We start from the raw sequence: 18,823 nt of genomic DNA, 5'->3' as shown, positions 1-18,823 counted from the left end.
CCCGGCACGGCACCTCGCCGCGTTGTCGGACCACGACGGTACGTCCAGTACGAGTCGCGGTCCTCCGCCTTGCGATGTACCGCACCGGACACCGCGACCCGGCAAACCTTTCCGGCCACAGCACTAGCCGCGCCCCACCGGGGGTTTGCGGCTGCCCGCGCGGTAGGGGGCGGGCCAGGGGGCGGCCGGGCCCGTGTAGTCCTGGTCGGCGGCGGCGTGCAGGGTCCAGTGCGGGTCGTAGAGGTGCGGGCGGCCCAGGGCGCAGAGGTCCGCGCGGCCGGCGAGGAGCAGGGAGTTGACGTCGTCCCAGGAGGAGACGGCGCCGACGGCGATGACCGGGACGCCCAGTGCGTTGCGGATCCGGTCGGCGTAGGGGGTCTGGTAGGAGCGGCCGTACTCGGGCTCCTCCTCGGCGACGACCTGGCCGGTGGAGACGTCGATCGCGTCCGCGCCGTGGGCGGTGAAGGCCGCCGCGATGGCCACCGCCTCCTCGACGGAGGTGCCGCCGGGCGCCCAGTCGGTCGCCGAGATGCGGACGGTCATGGGGCGGTCGGCGGGCCAGACCTCGCGGACGGCGTCGAAGACCTCCAACGGGAAGCGCATCCGGGCGGCGGGCGAGCCGCCGTAGGCGTCGGTGCGGTGGTTGGTCAGCGGCGAGAGGAAGCCGGAGAGCAGGTAGCCGTGGGCGCAGTGCAGTTCGAGCAGGTCGAAGCCGCAGCCGGCGGCGCGGGCCGCGGCGTCCGTGAACAGGGCCCGGATCCCGGCCAGTTCGGCGGCACCCAGTTCGTGCGGGACCTGGGAGACGCCGGGCCGGTACGGGAGCGGGGAGGCGGCGACGAGCGGCCAGTTCCCGGCGTCGAGCGGCTCGTCCATGCCCTCCCACATGCGGCGGGTGGATCCCTTGCGGCCCGAGTGCCCGAGCTGGACGCCGAGCGCGGTGCCGGGCGCCGAGGTGTGCACGAAGTCGGCGATCCGGGTCCAGGCCGCGGCCTGTTCGTCGGTGTACAGGCCGGTGCAGCCGGGGGTGATCCTGCCCTCGGCGCTGACGCACACCATCTCGGTCATGACCAGGCCCGCGCCGCCGAGGGCCCGCGCGCCGAGGTGGACGAGGTGGAGGTCGCCGGGGACGCCGTCCGTGGCGCTGTAGATGTCCATCGGGGAGACCACCACGCGGTTCCTCAGGGTCAGGCCGCGCAGCCGGTACGAGGTGAACATGGGCGGGGTCGCCGGGTCGGGGCAGCCGAAGTCCCGCTCGACGGCGCGGGTGAAGCGCTCGTCGCGCAGCCGCAGGTTGCCGTGGGTGACCCGGCGGCTGCGGGTGAGCAGGTTGAAGGCGAACTGCCGGGGCGGCTGGTCGACGTATCCGGCGAGTTCCTCGAACCAGCGCATGCTGGCCGCCGCCGCGCGCTGGGTGCTGGCGACGGCCGGGCGGCGCGCGGCCTCGTAGGCGGCGAGGGCGGCCGGCACGTCGGCGGGGTCGGGTCGTTCGCGGACGGCCTCGGCGAGGGCGAGGGCGTCCTCGACGGCGAGCTTGGTGCCCGAGCCGATGGAGAAGTGGGCGGTGTGCGCGGCGTCCCCGAGGAGGGTCACGTTGCCCTGGGACCAGCGGTCGTTGACGACCGTACGGAAGGCCGTCCAGGCGGAGCGGTTGCCGCGCAGCGCGCGCCCGCGCAGCGCCTCGCCGAAGGTCTTGGCGCAGCGGGAGGCCGATTCGTCCTCGTCGCAGAGGTCGAGCCCGGCGGCCCGCCAGACCTCCTCCCGCATCTCGACGATGACGGTCGAGGCGTCGGCGCGGTAGGGGTATCCGTGCAGCTGCATGATGCCGTGTTCGGTCTCGGCGATCTCGAAGCGGAAGGCGTCGAAGGCGAAGTCGGCGGCGAGCCAGATGTAGCGGCTGCGGCCGGTCTCCAGCCGGGGTCGGAAGATGTCGGCCCCGGCCTCGCGGGTGGCGCTGTGCACCCCGTCGGCGGCGATGACCAGGTCGTACGTCGCCCCCAGCGCCTGGGCCGCGGGCAGTCGGGTGTGGAAGCGGAGCCGGACGCCCAGCTCGGCGCAGCGGGCGTGCAGGATCTCCAGGAGCCGGCGGCGGCCCAGGGCGGCGAAGCCGTGGCCGCCGGAGGTGAGGATCCGGCCGCGGTGGACGACGTCGATGTCGTCCCAGCGGACGAACTCGGCGGACAGGGCGGCGTAGACCTCGGTGTCGGCGCGTTCGATGCCGCCGAGGGTCTCGTCGGAGAGCACCACGCCGAAGCCGAAGGTGTCGTCGGCGGCGTTGGCCTCCCACACCTCGACCCGGTGTCCCTGCCGGGCCAGCAGAGCGGCGGCGTACAGGCCCCCCGGTCCCCCGCCCACGACAGCGACCTTCATGGCGCTACCTCCCCCTCCACTGGGGTGGCCGCTTCTCGGTGAAGGCGGCATGGAATTCGGCGTAGTCCTCGCCGTTCATCAACAGGGCCTGGGTGGCCGCGTCCAGCTCCACGGAGGCCGCCAGCGGCATGTCGAGTTCGGCGGTGAGGAGGGCCTTGGTCTGGGCGTGGGCGAGGGCGGGGCCGCTGGCGAGGCGCTCGGCGAGTTCGGCGGCGCGCTGGTCGGCCTTGCCCTCTTCGGTGAGTTCGCTGAGCAGGCCGATGCGTTCGGCCTCGGCGGCCCGCACGGGTTCGCCGAGCATCAGCAGTCGGGTGGCGTGGCCGAGGCCGACGACCCGGGGCAGCAGGTAGGCGGCGCCCATGTCGCCGCCGGAGAGGCCGACCCGGGTGAAGAGGAAGGCGAAGCGGGTGGTGGGGTCGGCGATCCGGAAGTCGGCGGCGAGGGCGAGCACCGCCCCGGCTCCTGCGGCTACCCCGTGTAGTGCGGCGATTACGGGGAAGGGGCATTCACGCAGGGCCCGGACGACCTGTCCCGTCATCCGGTTGAAGTCGAGGAGCTGCGCGGTGTCCATCGCGAGCGTGGCGCCGATGATCTCGTCGACGTCGCCGCCGGAGCAGAAGCCGCGGCCTTCGCCGCCGAGCACGAGGGCGCGCACCGATCTCTCGCGGGAGAGTTCGGACAGCAGGTCGCGCAGGTCGGCGTAGGCGCCGAAGGTGAGCGCGTTCAGCTTGTCGGGGCGGTCGAGGGTCACGGTGGCCACGCCGTCCTGGCGGGTCAACCGGATGTGGCGCCACCGTTCGGTGGCGGCTGCGGAACCGGTGAAGGGGCTCACACGGTGACCGTATCACCGGATCGTGACTGTCGTCAGGGAAACGCAACACAGGAGAACGCCACACAGGAGGGAGTTGCCATGTCGGCACGTCGCGTGTCCGAAGGTCCCCCGGGGAAGGAACGCTGGTCCCCCGCGCTCGCGCCGGGGTGCCCTACGCCCCCGGAGTTCCACTTCGTATCGTTGAAAGCAGGATCTCTTCGTCAGACCCCTCGCCAACCTCCTCGACGGAACGGACGGACGCGCATGCCCGACGCCTCCGCGTGGCGGATCACCCTGCCGCACACGACCGCGGCCGTACCGATCGCCCGCGCCCTGGTCCGCACCGCGCTCGCGGAGATCGAGGCGTCCGCGGACAGTGACACCGCCGAGCTGCTGACCGCGGAGCTGGTCGCCAACGCCGTCGAACACACCAGCCCCGACGCCCCCATCGAGCTGGTCGTGGAACTCCTGGCCAACGGCTGCCAGGTCGAGGTGCACGACGGCGACCCCCGACCCCCCGCGGACCTGCCCCCGCGGCAGCCGGACCCCTGGCAGGAGCACGGCCGCGGCCTGCTGCTGATCCGGGCCCTCAGCTCCGCCTGCGGCCACCGGACCACCGCGCACGGCAAGGCCGTCTGGTTCACCCTGCCCGCGCGACCGCCCGCCGCCCTGCGCTGATCCCCGTTACCGCGGCGGTTACGGCTACGGCTACGGCTTCGCGAGCGTCGCGACCAGGACCGCCTTGATCGTGTGCAGCCGGTTCTCCGCCTCGTCGAAGACGACGGAGTGCGCGGACTCGAAGACCTCGTCCGTCACCTCCAGCGACTCCAGGCCGTGCTGCTCGTGGATCTCCCGGGCCACCTTGGTGCCCAGGTCGTGGAAGGCGGGCAGGCAGTGCATGAACTTGACGTCCGGGTTCCCCGTCGCGCGCAGCACGTCCATGGTGACGGCGTAGGGCGACAGGGCCGCGATCCGCTCGTCCCAGACCTCCTTGGGCTCCCCCATGGAGACCCAGATGTCGGTGATGACGAAGTCGGCCTGGGCCACGCCCTCGGCGATCTCCTCGGTGAGGGTGATCCGGGCGCCGCTCGTGGCCGCGAGTGCGCGGGCGGCCGCCACGACCGACTCGGCCGGCCAGTACGCGCGCGGCGCCACGATCCGCACGTCCATGCCGAGCAGGGCGCCGGTCACCAGGTAGGAGTTGCCCATGTTGAAGCGGGCGTCGCCCAGGTAGGCGAAGGCGATCCGCTCCAGCGGCCGGCCCGGGCAGTGCTCCGTCATGGTGAGGACGTCGGCGAGCATCTGCGTCGGGTGCCAGTCGTCGGTGAGCCCGTTGAAGACCGGGACGCCGGCGTGCGCGGCCAGCTCCTCGACCACGGCCTGACTGTCGCCCCGGTACTCGATGCCGTCGAACATCCGGCCCAGCACCCGCGCGGTGTCCTTGACCGACTCCTTGTGACCCATCTGCGAGCCGGAGGGGTCGAGGTACGTCGTGTGGGCGCCCTGGTCGGCGGCCGCCACCTCGAAGGCGCAGCGGGTGCGGGTGGAGGTCTTCTCGAAGATCAACGCGATGTTGCGGCCCTGGAGCCGGCGCTCCTCGGCGCCGGCCCGCTTGGCGGCCTTGAGCTCGGCGGCCAGCGCGACCAGGCCGCGGAACTCGGCGGCGGTGAAGTCGAGCTCCTTGAGGAAACTGCGGCCGGCGAGATCGGTGGCCATGGGGAACGCTCCAGAGTCGCGGTGACAGGGGATACTGGAAGTCTATACGATCCTCTGCATTGATATACAGGCCCCTGTATGCATCCCGCCCCGCCCCCGCGACCGACGGCAGCCGCCCCCGGCCCCGCCCCCGCCGCCCTCAGACCGCGTCGCGTTCCACGGGGCAGCTCATGCAGCGCGGCCCGCCGCGCCCCCGGCCCAGTTCGCTGCCCGGGATCTCGATCACCTCGATGCCCTCCTTGCGCAGGTGGGTGTTGGTGGTGACGTTCCGCTCGTAGGCGACGACCACGCCCGGCTCCACGGCCAGCACGTTGCAGCCGTCGTCCCACTGCTCCCGCTCCGCCGAGTGGACGTCCTGCGTGGCGGTGAGCACCCGGATGGAATCGAGACCGAGCGCCGTCGCTATGGCCCGGTGCATGTGCTCCGGGGGGTGGTCGGTGACCTTGAGTTCCTGACCGTCGCCCCCCGGCTCGATCGTGTAGGAGGGGAGCATGCCGAGCCCCGCGTACTGGGTGAAGGTGTCCCCGTCGACCATCGTCATCACCGTGTCGAGGTGCATGAACGCCCGCCGCTTGGGCATGTCCAGGGCCACGATGGAGGTCGCCGATCCCGCGGCGAACAGGCCGCGCGCCAGCATCTCCACCGCCTGCGGGGTGGTCCGCTCGCTCATCCCGATCAACACCGCGCCGTTGCCGATGACCAGGACGTCGCCGCCCTCGATGGTCGAGGGGTAGTCGGCCTGGCCCTGGGTCCAGTAGTGGAAGGCGCCGGAGGCCGTGAAGAGGGGGTGGTGCTTGTAGATCGCCTCGAAGTGCACGGTCTCGCGCTGTCGGGCGGGCCAGCGCATCGCGTTGATGGACACGCCGTCGTAGATCCAGGCCGAAGTGTCGCGGGTGAAGAGGTGGTTCGGCAGCGGCCCGAGCAGGAAGTCGTCCAGTTCCATGGCGTGGAAGCGGACCGAGACGGGCTCGCTGTGCCGCTCCAGGAACTCCCGCTTGGTCATCCCGCCGACCAGCGCCTCGCCCAGCTCGACGGAGGGCAGCGCCTCGAAGACGGTCCGCAGGTGGTCGGTGGCGAGGGGGCCGTACTCCTTCTCGTCGAAGACCCGGTCCAGTACGAGGCGGCGCGCCTCCGGGATGTCCAGGGACTCGCTCAACAGGTCACCGAAGAGGTGCACCTCCACGCCCCGGTCGCGGAGCACGTCCGCGAAACCGTCGTGCTCCTGCCGGGCCCGGCGCACCCACAGCACGTCGTCGAAGAGCAACGCGTCCTTGTTGCTCGGCGTCAGCCGCTTCAGCTCCAGATCGGGGCGGTGGAGGATGACGCGGCGCAGCCGCCCGGTCTCGGAGTCGACATGGAATCCCATGGCGTACACGTTCGCAGACCGGACGGCTTTTTGACGTGCCGTTGGCTCAGCGCAGGCCGAGCAGCGCCGAAGGGGCACCCCGCAGTTCCGGGGCGATCACTCCCAGCTTGGGTGCGACCACGTTCGGCAGGCCGAAGTTGCTCCCGTCGGGCATCGTGAGGGGCGCTCCGACGATCACTCCTCCGGTGCGGGCGAGCAGGGTCGTGGCAGGTGCGTCCAGCGACCCCTCACCGTCGGTCTCGGGACGACCCAGCAGGTTCGGCACCGGCGAGGTGATCCCGGTGCGACCCAGCTCGGCGCCGACCGGGATGGTCGGCAGGAGCGGGGTGGGGAGCAGGTCCCCGGTGTGGTGCCGGGGCACGTCGGGCGCGCCCACGACCGGCACGGGCACCCCGGTGGCCACCCGCGGGGTGTCCACGCCGAGCGAGGTCTCCACGGCGTCGAGCGGGACACCCACCGGCACCGAGTCCGCGAGGGCCGGGCTCGCCGCACCCGCCGCGGCCATACAGGTCATGAGCGCCGCAAGGCTTCCGCGCGCGGTCATCTTCATATCTGACGTTCCGTCCTTCCAGGGTCGCGGATAATTCCGCTGCCCTGGAAGAACGATCCCGCCCGGTGTTTCCAGGGAGTTCCACGGCAAAGTTCCCCCATACGACCTAATCGGGGGCGCGCGGGTTCACACGGCCCGCGGCGCCGGCCGGCCGCTCACAGCCGCGGATCGACCGGTTCCGATTCCAGCGCCAGCACCGCGAAGACCGCCTCGTGCACCCGCCACAACGGTTCGCCCCCGGCCAGTCGGTCCAGCGCCTCCAACCCGAGCGCGTACTCGCGCAGGGCGAGCGAGCGCTTGTGCCCGAGGAACCGTGCGCGCAGCCGCTCCAGGTGCTCCGGCCGCGTGTACTCGGGACCGTAGACGATCCGCAAGTACTCCCGCCCGCGCACCTTGAGCCCCGGCTGCACCAGCCGCGCGCGCCCGCCGCGCACGTACGCCGCCAGCGGTTTGACGACCATGCCCTCGCCGCCCTCCGCGGTGAGCCGCAACCACCAGTCGGTGCCGGCCCGCACGGATTCCGCGTCGCCGGTGTCCACCAGGATCCGCTCGGTCCGGCGCAGCAGCGCGCCGCCGCCCGTCTCCTTCGCTCGGCGCTCGTCGGCCTCGACCAGCCGGTCCAGCCAGCGCAGTTGTTCGTCGTGCGGTACGGCCGCCAGGGACCGGCCCGCCACCGCGAGCAGCTGGAAGGGGGCCAGGCGCACCCCCTCCAGCCCCTCCGTCGGCCAGCAGTAGCGCCGATAGGCCTCGCTGAAGGCGGCGGCGTCGGCGGAGCGCTGCCGCTGTCGGTCCGCCAGTTCGCCCACGTCCACACCGCGGGCTGCGGCGGCGTCCAGGGCGGCGAGGGCGTCGGGGAAGACCGCGCCGGCCGCGGCGCCCACGGCGGCGTACTGGTGGCGCAGCAGACCGGTGGACTTCAGCGACCAGGGCAGCAGTTCGCCGTCGAGCAGCATCCAGTCGGTGGCCAGCTCCTCCCACAGGCCGGCGCCGGTGACCGCGGCGCGCAGCCGGTCGAGCACCTCTTCGGTGAGGGCGGGATCGGTGAAGAAGGGCCGCCCGGTCCGGGTGTAGACGGAGCCGGTCACGCCACCGGTGACGCCGAAGCGGGCCCGCGCCGCCGCGGCGTCCCGGCAGAGCAGCACCGTGGCGCGGGAGCCCATGTGCTTCTCCTCGCACACGACCCGTTCGACGCCGTCCTCGCGGTACTGCGCGAAGGCCTCGGCGGGGTGCTCCAGGAAGTCCTCCTCGGCGCAGGCCGCGGTGGGCGCCATGGTCGGGGGCAGGTACGGGACGAGGCGCGGGTCCACCGCGAAGCGGCTCATCACCTCCAGGGCCGCCGCCGCGTTCTCCTCGCGCACGGTGATCCGGCCCAGGTGCCGGGTCTCCACCGTCCGGCGCCCCTGGACGTCGGCCAGGTCCAGCGGGCGGCCGTCCTGCCCGCCGGGTGCGGCGGCCACGAGGGGGCGCGCGGGCTCGTACCAGACCCGCTCGGCCGGTACGTCGACCAGCTCGCGCTCGGGCCAGCGCAGCGCGGTCATCCGGCCGCCGAAGACGACGCCGGTGTCGAGGCAGAGGGTGTTGTTGATCCAGGTGGTGTCCGGGACCGGGGTGTGGCCGTAGACCACGGCGGCCTTGCCCCGGTAGTCCTCGGCCCACGGATAGCGCACGGGCAGCCCGAACTCGTCGGTCTCGCCGGTGGTGTCGCCGTACAGGGCGTGCGAGCGGACCCGGCCGGAGGTGCGGCCGTGGTATCTCTCGGGCAGGCCGGCGTGCGCGACGACCAGCTTGCCGCCGTCGAGCACGTAGTGGCTGACCAGGCACGCGATGAACTGCCGGACCTCGCGCACGAACTCCTCGTCCTCACCGGCGAGCTGCTCGATGGTCTCGGCGAGGCCGTGGGTGTGCTGGACCTTGGCCCCCTTGAGGTAACGGCCGAGCTTGTTCTCGTGGTTCCCGGGCACGCAGAGGGCGTGGCCGGACTTGACCATGCCCATCACGCGGCGCAGCACGCCGGGGCTGTCGGGGCCGCGGTCGACGAGGTCGCCGACGAAGACGGCGGTGCGGCCCTCGGGGTGGACCCCGTCCCGGTAACCCAGCTCGGCGAGCAGGGTCTCCAGTTCGGAGGCGCAGCCGTGGACGTCACCGATGATGTCGAAGGGGCCGGTGAGGTGGGTGAGGTCGTTGAACCGCTTCTCCAGGACGACCTGGGCGGCCTCGACCTCCTCGACGGTGCGCAGGACGTGCACCGTGCGGAAGCCTTCGCGCTCCAGACCGCGCAGCGAACGGCGCAGGTCGCGCCGGTGGCGCTGGATGACCCGCCGGGGCAGCCCGGCCCGGTCGGGGCGCTCGGCGTTGCGCGCGGCGCACACCTCCTCGGGCAGGTCGAGGACGATCGCGACGGGCAGCACGTCGTGGGCGCGGGCGAGCTGCACGAGCTGGCGGCGGGCCTCCGGCTGGACGCTGGTGGCGTCGACGACGGTGAGCCGCCCGGCGGCGAGGCGCTTTCCCGCGATGTGGTGCAGGACCTCGAAAGCGTCCTTGCTGGCGCCCTGGTCGTTCTCGTCGTCGGCGACCAGGCCCCGGCAGACGTCGGAGGAGAGCACCTCGGTGGGCTTGAAGTGCTTGCGGGCGAAAGTGGACTTGCCGGAGCCGGTGGCCCCGATCAGGACCACGAGGCTGAGGTCGGTGACGGGCAGCGGCCGCGGTGCGGTGGTCGTCGCTTCTGCTTCGGTGGTGCTCATGCGGCGTTGCCCTCCTTCGGGGCGGTGGTGGATCCGGGTGTGTCACGCCGGTGGAAGACGGCCATCTGTGTGGGCGGCCCCACCTCGGGGTCGTCCGGGCCGACGGGCACGAAGTCCACGGCGTAGCCGAAGCGCGCGGCGGCCCGCCCGGCCCAGTCGCGGAACTCGGCGCGGGTCCATTCGAAGCGGTGGTCCGCGTGCCGGACCGCGCCGGCGGGCAGCGTCTCCCAGCGGGCGTTGTACTCGACGTTGGGGGTGGTGACCAGCACCGTGCCGGGCCGGGCGGAGCCGAAGACGGCGTACTCCAGCGCGGGCAGCCGCGGCAGGTCGAGGTGCTCGATGACCTCGCTGAGCACGGCCGCGTCGTAGCCGGTCAGCCGCTTGTCGGTGTAGGTGAGGGAGCCCTGCGTCAGCCGGACGCGCGCGCTCTGCCGCTCGCCCATCCGCTCCAGGTCCAGGCGGCGAGCGGCGACGGTCAGCGCCCGCACCGACACGTCCACGCCGACGATCTCGGTGAAGGACGCGTCCCCCATGAGGGCGCGGATCAACTGGCCCTGTCCGCAGCCGAGGTCGAGGACCCGGTGGGCGCCCGCGGCGCGCAGGGCGTCGAGGATCGCCGCGCGCCGTTGCACGGCGAGCGGCACGCTCCAGCCCGCGTCCGGCGTCTTCTGGGGCGCGGAGTCGTCGAGTTCCTCGACCTCGCTGCCGTCGGACTCGGCGAGCCGGACCAGTTCCAGGCGTTCCAGCGCGTCCCGGGTGAGCCGCTTGGAGCGGGCCAGGTAGCGGCTGGTGATGAGGCCGTGCTCGGGGTGCGCGGCGAGCCAGCCGTCACCGGCCCGCAGCAGCTTGTCGACCTCGTCGGGGGCCACCCAGTAGTGCTTGGAGTCGTCGAGGACCGGCAGCATGACGTAGAGCTGGCGCAGGGCGTCCGCGAGGCGCAGCTCCCCGTCGAGCACGAGGCGCACGTACCGGGAGTCGCCCCACTGCGGGAAGCGGGTGTCGAGCGGTACGGGCGTGACCTCGACCGCCCTCCAGCCGAGCGGGCCGAAGAGCCGGCGCACCAGCTCCGGGCCGCCGCGCGCGGGCAGTACGGGGATCTCGACGCGCAACGGACGCACCTGCTGCGGCAGTTCGGGACGGGCGGCGCAGCGGGCGTTCAACGCGCTGCGGAAGACGGCGCCGAGGGCGACGGCGAAGAGGGACGAGGCGGCGTAGGGACGGTCGTTGACGTACTGCGCGAGCGCGGCGTCGGGCGCCCCGCCCCGACCCCGGACCTGACCGCGGCGCACGAGGGCGAAGGGGTCCACCTCCAGCAGCAGCGCCGCGGTGCAGCGCTCGGGCGTCGCCTCGGGGTAGAGGACGTGCGCGGTGCCGTGGGAGGTGCTGAACGCCTGCGCCTTCTGCGGGTGCTTGTGCAGCAGGAAGCCCAGGTCAGTGGCTGGTTTCTCGGCGTCGCCGGTGGTCGTGATCGTCATGAACATGCGCTTCAGTATGTGCAGGGCGCACGAGCGCCGACAATGCGTTTTAGCGGCCGCGCATGCCCGTTGGCGGCGCTCACGGCGGGAACGTGTGGCCGATGTTCGCCGCCGCCGTGCCGCCGCTCGGCGAGGGCAGGGTGGGATCGTTCGTCTCCACGGACGGCAGCAGCGCACCGTCGGCGTGCCCACGGGCAACGACGGCTTCCCGCTCTCCGGCGGCGCGGTCATCAACCTCACCACGGCCCTGGACGCCGACCGCGACGAGCCCGGGCGGGCCGCGGTCCAGTGGCTGGCGACCCTCGGCGCCTGCCGGCGGGGTTGACGCGGGTGCGGCTCAGGTGGGGGTCGCCAGGGAGGCGATGCGCCGCGGGCCCACCCCGCAGCAGCCGCCGATCAGGCGGGCGCCCGCCCGCTCCCACTGCGCGAGCGGCCAATCTGCCGTGCCCGAGGTGTCGTTGGGGTACGCGAGCAGCGGTTTCGAGGTGACGCGGGCCGCCGCCTCCAGGGCGGGCAGGACGTCGGACGCCGCGCAGCAGTTGACCCCGACCGCGATCACCTCGGGCGCGGCCGCCGCCAGGGCGAAGGCCTCGGCGAGCGGTTGGCCGGCCCGGGTGCGCTCCCCCGCCACCGTGTAGGACAGCCAGGCCCGCGCCCCCGTGCCGGCCAGCAGCGACAGCAGTGCCCGCGCCTCGTCGGTGTCCGGGACGGTCTCCAGGGCCAGGACGTCGGCCCCGGCCGCCAACAGGGCCTCGACGCGGGGGCGGTGGAAGGCGGCCAGCTCGCGCACGCTCAGCCCGTAGCGGCCGCGGTACTCGGAACGGTCCGCCAGCACGGCCCCGTACGGGCCGACCGACGCCGCCACCCACACCTCGTGCTCCACGGCCCGCGCCGCCCGGTCGGCCAGCGCGACGGCGTCGCCCAACAGGGCGGTGGTCCGGCGGCGGTCGTAGCCGTGGCGGGCGAAGGCCGCGTAGCCCACCTGGTAGCTGGCGGTGATCAGCACCTGGGCCCCCGCCCGCGCGTACGCCGTGTGCGCGGCGGCCACCTGCTCCGGCTGCTCGGCCAGCACGCGCGCCGACCACAGCCCGCCGGACAGGTCGCAGCCCTGGTCGTCGAGCTGCGTGCCGAGCCCGCCGTCCAGGATCACCGTCCGCTCGCGCAGGGCGTCGGCCAGCGGGGTACGGGCACGGGACATCGCGGGACCTCCTCCTGCGCTGCCGACGGGCGGGCCGGCCCGCCGGCGAGACGTCTCAGACCTGGTCGAACGGTTCAGGGTAGATGAATTCGCCCCGTATCGACCGATCGTATGCCGTCAGGGTGCGGACCTGGAAGGCGTCGCCCCAGCCCGGCTCCTGGCCGACGATGCCGACGTCCGTGCTGGGGCGGAAGCCGTACCGCCCGTAGAGCTCGGGGTCGCCGAGCACGACGATCAGCGGGAGGTCGAGGGCGTCCGCGGCGCCGAGCAGCGCGTGGACCAGGGCCGAGCCGGCCCCGCGCCGCCGGTGCGCGGGGTGCACGCCGAGCAGGCTGAGGTTCGGGACCCGGGCGGTGCCGACGCGACCCCAGGAGCAGAGGGCGTGGCCGACGACCTCGCCCTCGCCGTTCTCGGCCAACAGCGACAGGGCCGGCAGCGCCCAGCCGCCGGTCCGCAGCGCGTCCGCCAGGGACACCTCGACGGGAACCTCGTCCCGCGGCTTGTAGGCGGCAGCGGCGGTCACCGCCCTTACGGCGGCCAGGTCGGCCGGGGTCTCTCGTCTGATCAGCACGGACCCAGTCTGCCCGACCCGGCCGGGTGAATCTGGGTCGACCGGAAGGGCCCCGCTCCGGCCCCGCCAGTGTCCAGCGCCGAGGGGGATCGTTTGCTCGGACGGAGCCGGACCGCCCGGCCCGCGCGCCGGCGGCCTTCGCCAGCGCGTCCACCGCCCCCTTCCGCTTCCGGAAGGGCCAGGGCCGAGGAGGCCGCCATGTCCCACGAGTCCGTGCCAGAGCACCCCGGACAGACCGGACAGGCAGCAGAGCACCAGGCACACCAGGGCCACCAGGATTCCGGGCTTCCCGCCCAGGGCGGCGGAACACCCAAGGGGCTCCTGCAGCAGATGGAGGAGTTGATGGCGGCGCTGAACGCCGACCTCTGCGACCTCGACGCCGATCTCCAGTCCTCCGCGGGGCGCTCCGCGGGGACCATCGCGGCTCCGGGCCGCGCCGCCGAGAGCGAGCAGCCTTTCGGAGCCCGCTGAGCGGGTCCCCCGAGATCCCGTGGGTCCCGCCGCCCCGGTACGGCGGGACCTGCCCCTCAGACCACGCCCGAGGCGGAACCCCGCTCGCGCACCGTCATCCGGCGCAGGATCGCCCGTACGCGGTCGCTCGTCTCGTCCGCCGCGTCGATCGACTCTATGCACTGCCAGTACAGACCCTCGTCGTCCGTGGCACAGGCCACCCCGACGAGCGCTATGCCCACTTCGCCCAATAACGCCTGGAGCCCGAGCAGGCACTGGCGGACATCCGCCACCTCGGTCAACTGGGCCGCTCTCGGGGGATAGTCGGGCACCCGGCCCTCGCCGCGCACCGCGGCCCGATCGATCACCCCGCAGCCTCTGGTCCCCGCCTCGCCCAGGCCCCGGGCCTCCGCTCTCAGCTCCGGCGGCCCCGTGATGGCCAACCATCCCCCTATTCCCTGCGCGAGGGCCTGGGCCTGCCAGGCCTCGCCCACGATGTCCATGGCCGCCCCACTCTGTGCCAGAGCATGTCGGCCGGCCGCGATCAGCCGTACCGCGTCCATATGCCGCCCCCGTCCGCACGACACCCCACTGTTCCCCTATCACTACCCAGAGTGAGGGCAACGAGCCAGTAAAGCCAGGGGTATTCGGAAATCTGTGGACACAAACATGGTTGTGGACAGCGCCATCACTCCGAAGAGTGACAATTTGCTTCCGAAGTGCCCTTCACAGGAAAACGAAGTTCATTCCTGTCGATTTTCGCGGCAAGCGCATCGAGCACGTCCACCCCCAGCACCTCACAGAACTGCAGCAGGTAGGCCAGCACGTCAGCGACCTCATCGGCCACACGGTGCGCGGTGTCCGGCCGCTCCATGACCCGCTCCGACTGCTCGGGCGTCAGCCACTGGAAGATCTCGACCAGTTCGGACGCCTCCACGCTCAGCGCCACCGCCAGGTTCTTCGGCGTGTGGAAGGGCTGCCAGTCGCGCGCCGCCGCGAAGGCGGCCAGCCGCCGCTGGAGCAGCACCAGCCGCTCGTCCGGCGCGGGCTCGGGTGAGGGGTTCTCGTTCATGGGTTCAGGTCTACCACCGACACCCCCGCCCGCTCCCGGGCGATGTCGGCGACCTCCTCGCCCACCGCCGCCACCAGCCGGACGTGCCCGCGGCCGCACGAGAGCAGGGCCAGGCGCAGCAGTTCGGCGCGCTGGGCCCGGTCGAGGCCGCGGTCGAAGCCGTCGGCGAGGACGGTCAGCGCCTGCTGCGCGGGCAGGAGTTCGGCGCTCTGGTCGACGGCCAGCACCCCGGGACCGGTGAGCAGGACGAGGGCCAGCCCGAGGAAGCGCAGCTCTCCCGTGCCGAGCCGGCCCAGCTCCGTCGCCGGGAGGTCGCCGCGGAGCAGCTCGGCCAGCACCCGCCCGTCGGCCGTGGTCCGGTCCCCCAGCCCCTCCACCGGGCCCGCGCAGCCGGTGCGGGCGGCCTCGGTCAGCAGGGCGTACCGGGTGCCGCACTCCTGTCGGGTCCGGCGCAGTACGTCGGCCAGGTTGCCGCAGTCGCCGCGCAGCCGGCCCGGACCGGGCGGCACGGGGGCGCGCATCGCGGCGGGTAGCGGGTCGCAGGGGAACACCGACCGCAGCGCGATCACCACCTGTTCGGCGGCGGCGAGCACCTGTCGCTGACCCTCCGTGCTCCCGGCCACCCGCAGCGGCAGCAGCGCGGTGCCGAGCCGGTCGTCGGGGAAGGGGGCCCGGGTGACGCCGGTGGAGCCGCCGGTCAGCCAGGCGGCCTGGACCGAGCGGCGCCCGGGGTCGCGCAGCGCGGTGTTCAGCAGGATCTGCTCGCCCGCGGTGAGTCGTTCGCCGACGATGCGCAGGGCGGGTTCGGCCTGGACGGCGAGGTCGAGGCGGACCGGGCCCACGGGCCCGTCGACGGTGCAGCCGATCCGGAACCCGCGGCGGCGCTGCGCGTCGGGGCGGGAGCGCTGCGGCACCAGGGCCACCGGATCCGGGAACACCTCGGCCAGGTCGGCGCCGGAGCCGAGCCGCGCGAGGGCCTCGTACCCGGCCAGGGCCTGGGACTTGCCGCTGCCGCTGGGGCCGGCGAAGAGGGTGACCGGGCCGAGCGGGAAGACCGCCGCGCGGTGCGCGGCGAAGGCGGACAGGCGCAGTTCGGTGACGGCGGGCCGGGCGTACGGCGCTCCCGCGGCGGCTCGTCCCGCCCCCGGGTGCGCCGCGGCGGTCCCCGCGCGCCGGTCGACGTACGGCCGCGGGGCGGGCACGTGGGCGGCCGGCGACGCCGTGACGGAGGGGGCGGCCGGGGGCGAAGGGGCGGGTGGGACGGGCGGGGGTAAGGGGGTGGGCGGAGCGGCGGCGGGGGCACTGCGGGTGCTGTGCGACGTACCGCCCGACGTGGCGTCCGACGTGGTGTCCAACATGGCGTCCATGCCCGGACGCTACGGGCCGGCCGGGCACCCCCGAGCGCGCTGAACCGTTCCGCCGCCGCGACCTTCCTACGATCGGGGGACGGCCGCGGCCGCGATCCCCTCCACTTCGGTGCCCACCGGCGCGAGCAGGAAGACGTTGCGGTCCACCCGGTGCATGCCGCTGCCCAGCCCGAAGACCACGCCGCTGCTGAAGTCCAGGATGCGCTTGGCCACTTCGCTGTCGGCGCCCGTGAGGTCGAGCAGCACGGGGATCTGCGCGATGAGGTACTCGGCCACCTCGCGCGCGTCCGCGAAGATCTGCACCCTGATCACCACGAACCGGCGCTGCGCCGAGACGGCGGCGCCGGGGGCCGTCGGGATGGTGCGGTGGTCCACTCTGGACGGCCACTCGTTGCGGCTGCGCAGGGGCACCACCTGCGCGAGGCCCTCCCACTGTTCATCGGTGACGTCGTACCTGCTCACCAGGCCGCCTTGGCCAGACGCTTCTTGTGCATCTCCCCATCCTCTCGCGTTTCACCCGTTCAGCCCAACAGCGACACGAAGCACGTAGGGTCGCCGCCATGACCCCTCGCGACGAGATCCCCGCGGTCCGTGAACCGGCGGGTCGCACGGCCCCCGCAGCCCGGTTCGTCAAGCGCGCGGACGCGTTACGCAACCACGCGCAGATACTCGCCGCGGCGGAGCAGCTCTTCGCCGAGCACGACCCCCGCACGGTAACGATGGACCGGATCGCCAAGACCGCCGGGGTCGGCCGGGCCACCCTCTACCGCCGCTTCCCGGACCCGCGTTCGATCGCGGTCGCACTGCTGGACGAACACGAGCGCGCCCTCCAGGGCAGGCTCGCCTACGGGCCGCCGCCGCTCGGCCCCGGCGCCCCCGCCGCGGAGCGGCTGTCCGCCTTCTACTCCGCCGCCCTCGACCTGCTGGAGCGTCACCTTCCGCTGGCGCTGGGCGCCGAACACGGCCCGGCCCGCTTCACGGGCGCCGCGTACAGCCATTGGCGGGCCCACGTGCGGACCCTGCTCGCGGACGCGGGCATGGAGGACCCGGAGAGCGGTGTGGACATCCTGCTCAGTCCGCTGGCGCCCGAGGTCTACCAGCACCAGCGGCACACCCTCGGCCTCAGCCGGGAGCGGATCATGCGGACCCTGGACCGGTTGGCGCGCCGGGTACTCAGCGACACCGAGATGGGTTAGGTTAGGCATACCTAACTAGCCCACCCCGGGACGATGGAGAGATCCGCATGCGCATGTCCGGCGACCCTGCCCACCCGGCCGCATCCGACACCCCCGCGCCCGCCGGGTCCGGAGCGTCGGCGCCGTCCCGGCCCAGCGACGCGGAACGGGTGCGGTCCATCCTGGCCGCCGCCCACTCCATGACCGTGATCGCCGACGGGGTGCGCACCGAGGTCTGCCACCTGGACGGCGCCGACGTGCTCGGCCGCCTGCACCTGCACCCGGCCGCACCGGCCGCCGGGAACCCGCCGGGCGGGCGCTCCCCGCTGCACGACGGCAGGCCGGCGATCCGGCTGGAGTTCACGGACATCGCCTCGACCCCGGTGCGCGACCGGGTCCGCGCCCGGGTCACGATCCTCGGCCACCTGCTGACCCCGTACGCCGACGGCTCCGACGGCTCCGACACCAGCACCTGCGTGGAATTCGGCCGGGCCGTCCTGGAGACGGACGAGGGCCGCTCGTACATCGGCCTGCGGGAGCTCGACGCGGCCCGCCCCGACCCGCTCGCCGCCTACGAGTCGGGGATGCTCACCCACCTGCTCGACGAGCACAACGAACTGGTCACCCTGCTGCTGCGGCTGGTCCAGCCGCAGCCCGCGAACACGGTGCTGCGCGCGCTGCCGCTCGCCATGGACCGCTACGGGATCACCCTGCGGCTCGAAGAGCGCGTCGGGCACCGCGACGTCCGCCTGCCCTTCCCCTCCCCGCTGGACGACGTCGAGCAGTCGGGGGTCCAGATCCAGGCCCTGCTGGCCGCGGCGCGGCGGCTCTCGCACCGCAACAGCCTGCCCGCCTGAATGGCGTGATATCGCCCCGGTCGCGCCGGAATAGCCCTGGATCAAGGGGAGTTGGAGCGATCATGAAGGCAATCACTTTCTCCGCTTACGGCACCGACGGCGCCCCCGGCAGCCTCGCACTCGTCGACGCACCCGAACCCAAGGTCGGCCCCGGCGAGGTGCTCGTCCGGGTCAAGGCCGCCGGGGTCAACCCGGTCGACTGGAAGATCGCCGCCGGATACCTCGACGCGACCACGGAGACCCGCTTCCCGGTCATACCGGGCTGGGACGTCGCCGGCGTCGTGGAGGCCCTCGGCGCCGACACCTCCGAGTACGCCGTGGGCGACGAGGTGTACGGCTACCTCCGCAAGGAATGGGTGCAGCTCGGCACCTACGCCGAACTGGTCTCGGCCCCCGTGCGCACCCTGGCCCGCAAGCCCCGCGCCCTGACCTTCGAACAGGCCGCGGGCGTCCCCCTGGCCGGGCTCACCGCCTACCAGTCGCTGGCCCGGGTGGGGGTCGCCGCGGGCGAGACCGTGGTCATCCACGCGGCGGCGGGCGGCACCGGATCGCTGGGCGTGCAGATCGCGGTCGCCCTCGGGGCCCGGGTGATCGGCACCGCCGGGGCGCACAACCACGACTACCTGCGCTCGCTGGGCGCCGAACCGGTGCTCTACGGCGAGGGCCTGGCCGACCGGATCCGCGCGCTGGCACCCGAAGGCGTCGACGCGGGCCTCGACTTCTTCGGGGACGGGGCCGTCGAGGTCCTCCAGGGGCTGGTCAAGGAGCGGGGCCGGGTGGTCTCCATCGCCGACCCCGGCGCCGCGGCCAAGGGCGCGCACCAGCTCTGGGTGCGCCCCGACACCGCCGACCTGACCGCGCTGGCCCGGCTGGCGGACGACGGCAAGCTCACCGTGCACGTGGAGCACGCCCTGCCGCTGGCCCAGGCGGCGAAGGCCTGGGAGATCAGCGCGACGGGCCGCACCCGCGGCAAGATCGTGCTGACCGTCTGACCCGGTTCCGGGGGGGGGGGGGGGGGGGCGGGGGGGGGGGGGGGGGCGGGGGGGGGGGGGGCGGGGGGGAGGGGGGGGGGGGGGAGGGGGGAGCAAGGGGGAGGTGCTGTTGGGG

The 18,823-nt window shown here is 73.6% G+C and carries 19 protein-coding genes; 6 read left to right on the top strand and 13 right to left on the bottom strand.

All coding sequences use genetic code 11. The features are described from left to right. Positions 1-123: 123 nt before the first annotated feature. Both ACZ4UB_RS24545 and ACZ4UB_RS24540 read right to left on the bottom strand, forming a co-directional pair. The gene (locus ACZ4UB_RS24545) at positions 124-2,367 is read right to left on the bottom strand and encodes a bifunctional salicylyl-CoA 5-hydroxylase/oxidoreductase (RefSeq protein WP_468073182.1); all 2,244 of its coding nucleotides are present in this window, start codon (positions 2,365-2,367) and stop codon (positions 124-126) included. Positions 2,368-2,371: 4 nt separating this feature from the next. Continuing rightward, on the bottom strand, positions 2,372-3,199 hold the full coding sequence (locus tag ACZ4UB_RS24540) for an enoyl-CoA hydratase family protein (protein ID WP_468073179.1): 828 nt from the start codon (positions 3,197-3,199) through the stop codon (positions 2,372-2,374). Positions 3,200-3,442: 243 nt separating this feature from the next. Here ACZ4UB_RS24540 and ACZ4UB_RS24535 point away from each other — a divergent pair, with 243 nt between their 5' ends. Then, positions 3,443-3,856: an ATP-binding protein gene (locus ACZ4UB_RS24535; protein ID WP_468073177.1), complete on the top strand. Its 414-nt coding sequence runs from the start codon at positions 3,443-3,445 to the stop codon at positions 3,854-3,856. 30 nt (positions 3,857-3,886) lie between these two features. Here the strand turns inward: ACZ4UB_RS24535 and argF are convergent, their stop codons facing one another. From argF to ACZ4UB_RS24510, 5 genes are all read right to left on the bottom strand, one after another. Further along, positions 3,887-4,894 (bottom strand): ornithine carbamoyltransferase, encoded by a 1,008-nt coding sequence (gene argF / locus ACZ4UB_RS24530; protein ID WP_468073175.1) that lies wholly within the window; start codon positions 4,892-4,894, stop codon positions 3,887-3,889. A gap of 139 nt (positions 4,895-5,033) precedes the next feature. Then, on the bottom strand, positions 5,034-6,260 hold the full coding sequence (locus ACZ4UB_RS24525; RefSeq protein WP_468073172.1) for an arginine deiminase: 1,227 nt from the start codon (positions 6,258-6,260) through the stop codon (positions 5,034-5,036). 46 nt (positions 6,261-6,306) lie between these two features. Then, a complete protein-coding gene (locus ACZ4UB_RS24520) occupies positions 6,307-6,774 on the bottom strand; it encodes a hypothetical protein (RefSeq protein ID WP_468073170.1) in 468 nt (155 codons plus the stop codon). Positions 6,775-6,965: 191 nt separating this feature from the next. Then, positions 6,966-9,551, bottom strand: coding sequence for a polynucleotide kinase-phosphatase (locus ACZ4UB_RS24515; RefSeq protein WP_468073168.1), 2,586 nt, complete (start codon positions 9,549-9,551; stop codon positions 6,966-6,968). After that, positions 9,548-11,032: a 3' terminal RNA ribose 2'-O-methyltransferase Hen1 gene (locus tag ACZ4UB_RS24510; protein WP_468073166.1), complete on the bottom strand. Its 1,485-nt coding sequence runs from the start codon at positions 11,030-11,032 to the stop codon at positions 9,548-9,550. The genes ACZ4UB_RS24515 and ACZ4UB_RS24510 overlap by 4 nt, the downstream gene beginning before the upstream one ends. A gap of 178 nt (positions 11,033-11,210) precedes the next feature. Here ACZ4UB_RS24510 and ACZ4UB_RS24505 point away from each other — a divergent pair, with 178 nt between their 5' ends. Next, positions 11,211-11,351 carry a hypothetical protein gene (locus ACZ4UB_RS24505; protein WP_468073164.1) on the top strand — a complete coding sequence of 47 codons (141 nt, stop codon included), beginning with the start codon at positions 11,211-11,213 and terminating at the stop codon, positions 11,349-11,351. 12 nt (positions 11,352-11,363) lie between these two features. Here ACZ4UB_RS24505 and mmuM read toward each other — a convergent pair whose 3' ends face one another. After that, a complete protein-coding gene (gene mmuM / locus ACZ4UB_RS24500; protein WP_468073162.1) occupies positions 11,364-12,224 on the bottom strand; it encodes a homocysteine S-methyltransferase in 861 nt (286 codons plus the stop codon). A gap of 55 nt (positions 12,225-12,279) precedes the next feature. Next, on the bottom strand, positions 12,280-12,795 hold the full coding sequence (locus tag ACZ4UB_RS24495) for a GNAT family N-acetyltransferase (protein WP_468073160.1): 516 nt from the start codon (positions 12,793-12,795) through the stop codon (positions 12,280-12,282). Positions 12,796-12,993: 198 nt separating this feature from the next. On the opposite strand from ACZ4UB_RS24495, the gene ACZ4UB_RS24490 reads away from it, so the two are divergent. Next, positions 12,994-13,266 carry a hypothetical protein gene (locus ACZ4UB_RS24490; protein ID WP_468073375.1) on the top strand — a complete coding sequence of 91 codons (273 nt, stop codon included), beginning with the start codon at positions 12,994-12,996 and terminating at the stop codon, positions 13,264-13,266. 56 nt (positions 13,267-13,322) lie between these two features. Here the strand turns inward: ACZ4UB_RS24490 and ACZ4UB_RS24485 are convergent, their stop codons facing one another. The 4 genes from ACZ4UB_RS24485 to ACZ4UB_RS24470 form a co-directional block, all read right to left on the bottom strand. Continuing rightward, positions 13,323-13,808: a DUF6099 family protein gene (locus tag ACZ4UB_RS24485; RefSeq protein ID WP_468073158.1), complete on the bottom strand. Its 486-nt coding sequence runs from the start codon at positions 13,806-13,808 to the stop codon at positions 13,323-13,325. Between the two features lie 125 nt (positions 13,809-13,933). Then, a complete protein-coding gene (locus ACZ4UB_RS24480) occupies positions 13,934-14,317 on the bottom strand; it encodes a nucleotide pyrophosphohydrolase (protein WP_468073156.1) in 384 nt (127 codons plus the stop codon). Continuing rightward, a complete protein-coding gene (locus tag ACZ4UB_RS24475; RefSeq protein ID WP_468073365.1) occupies positions 14,314-15,675 on the bottom strand; it encodes an AAA family ATPase in 1,362 nt (453 codons plus the stop codon). The genes ACZ4UB_RS24480 and ACZ4UB_RS24475 overlap by 4 nt, the downstream gene beginning before the upstream one ends. A 75-nt stretch (positions 15,676-15,750) precedes the next feature. Next, entirely contained in the window at positions 15,751-16,146 is a 396-nt protein-coding gene (locus ACZ4UB_RS24470) for a cell division protein SepF (RefSeq protein ID WP_354379113.1), read from the bottom strand. A gap of 98 nt (positions 16,147-16,244) precedes the next feature. On the opposite strand from ACZ4UB_RS24470, the gene ACZ4UB_RS24465 reads away from it, so the two are divergent. From ACZ4UB_RS24465 to ACZ4UB_RS24455, 3 genes are all read left to right on the top strand, one after another. Beyond that, positions 16,245-16,880 carry a TetR/AcrR family transcriptional regulator gene (locus ACZ4UB_RS24465; protein WP_467958587.1) on the top strand — a complete coding sequence of 212 codons (636 nt, stop codon included), beginning with the start codon at positions 16,245-16,247 and terminating at the stop codon, positions 16,878-16,880. A gap of 47 nt (positions 16,881-16,927) precedes the next feature. Next, positions 16,928-17,716: a DUF2470 domain-containing protein gene (locus tag ACZ4UB_RS24460; RefSeq protein WP_468073153.1), complete on the top strand. Its 789-nt coding sequence runs from the start codon at positions 16,928-16,930 to the stop codon at positions 17,714-17,716. A gap of 62 nt (positions 17,717-17,778) precedes the next feature. Beyond that, on the top strand, positions 17,779-18,708 hold the full coding sequence (locus tag ACZ4UB_RS24455) for an NADP-dependent oxidoreductase (RefSeq protein ID WP_468073151.1): 930 nt from the start codon (positions 17,779-17,781) through the stop codon (positions 18,706-18,708). Positions 18,709-18,823 lie beyond the last annotated feature (115 nt).

Source organism: Streptomyces sp. NPDC028419, assembly GCF_055565515.1.
Note: the sequence above shows the minus strand (reverse complement) of the source record. Positions and strands in the feature narration are given on the sequence as shown.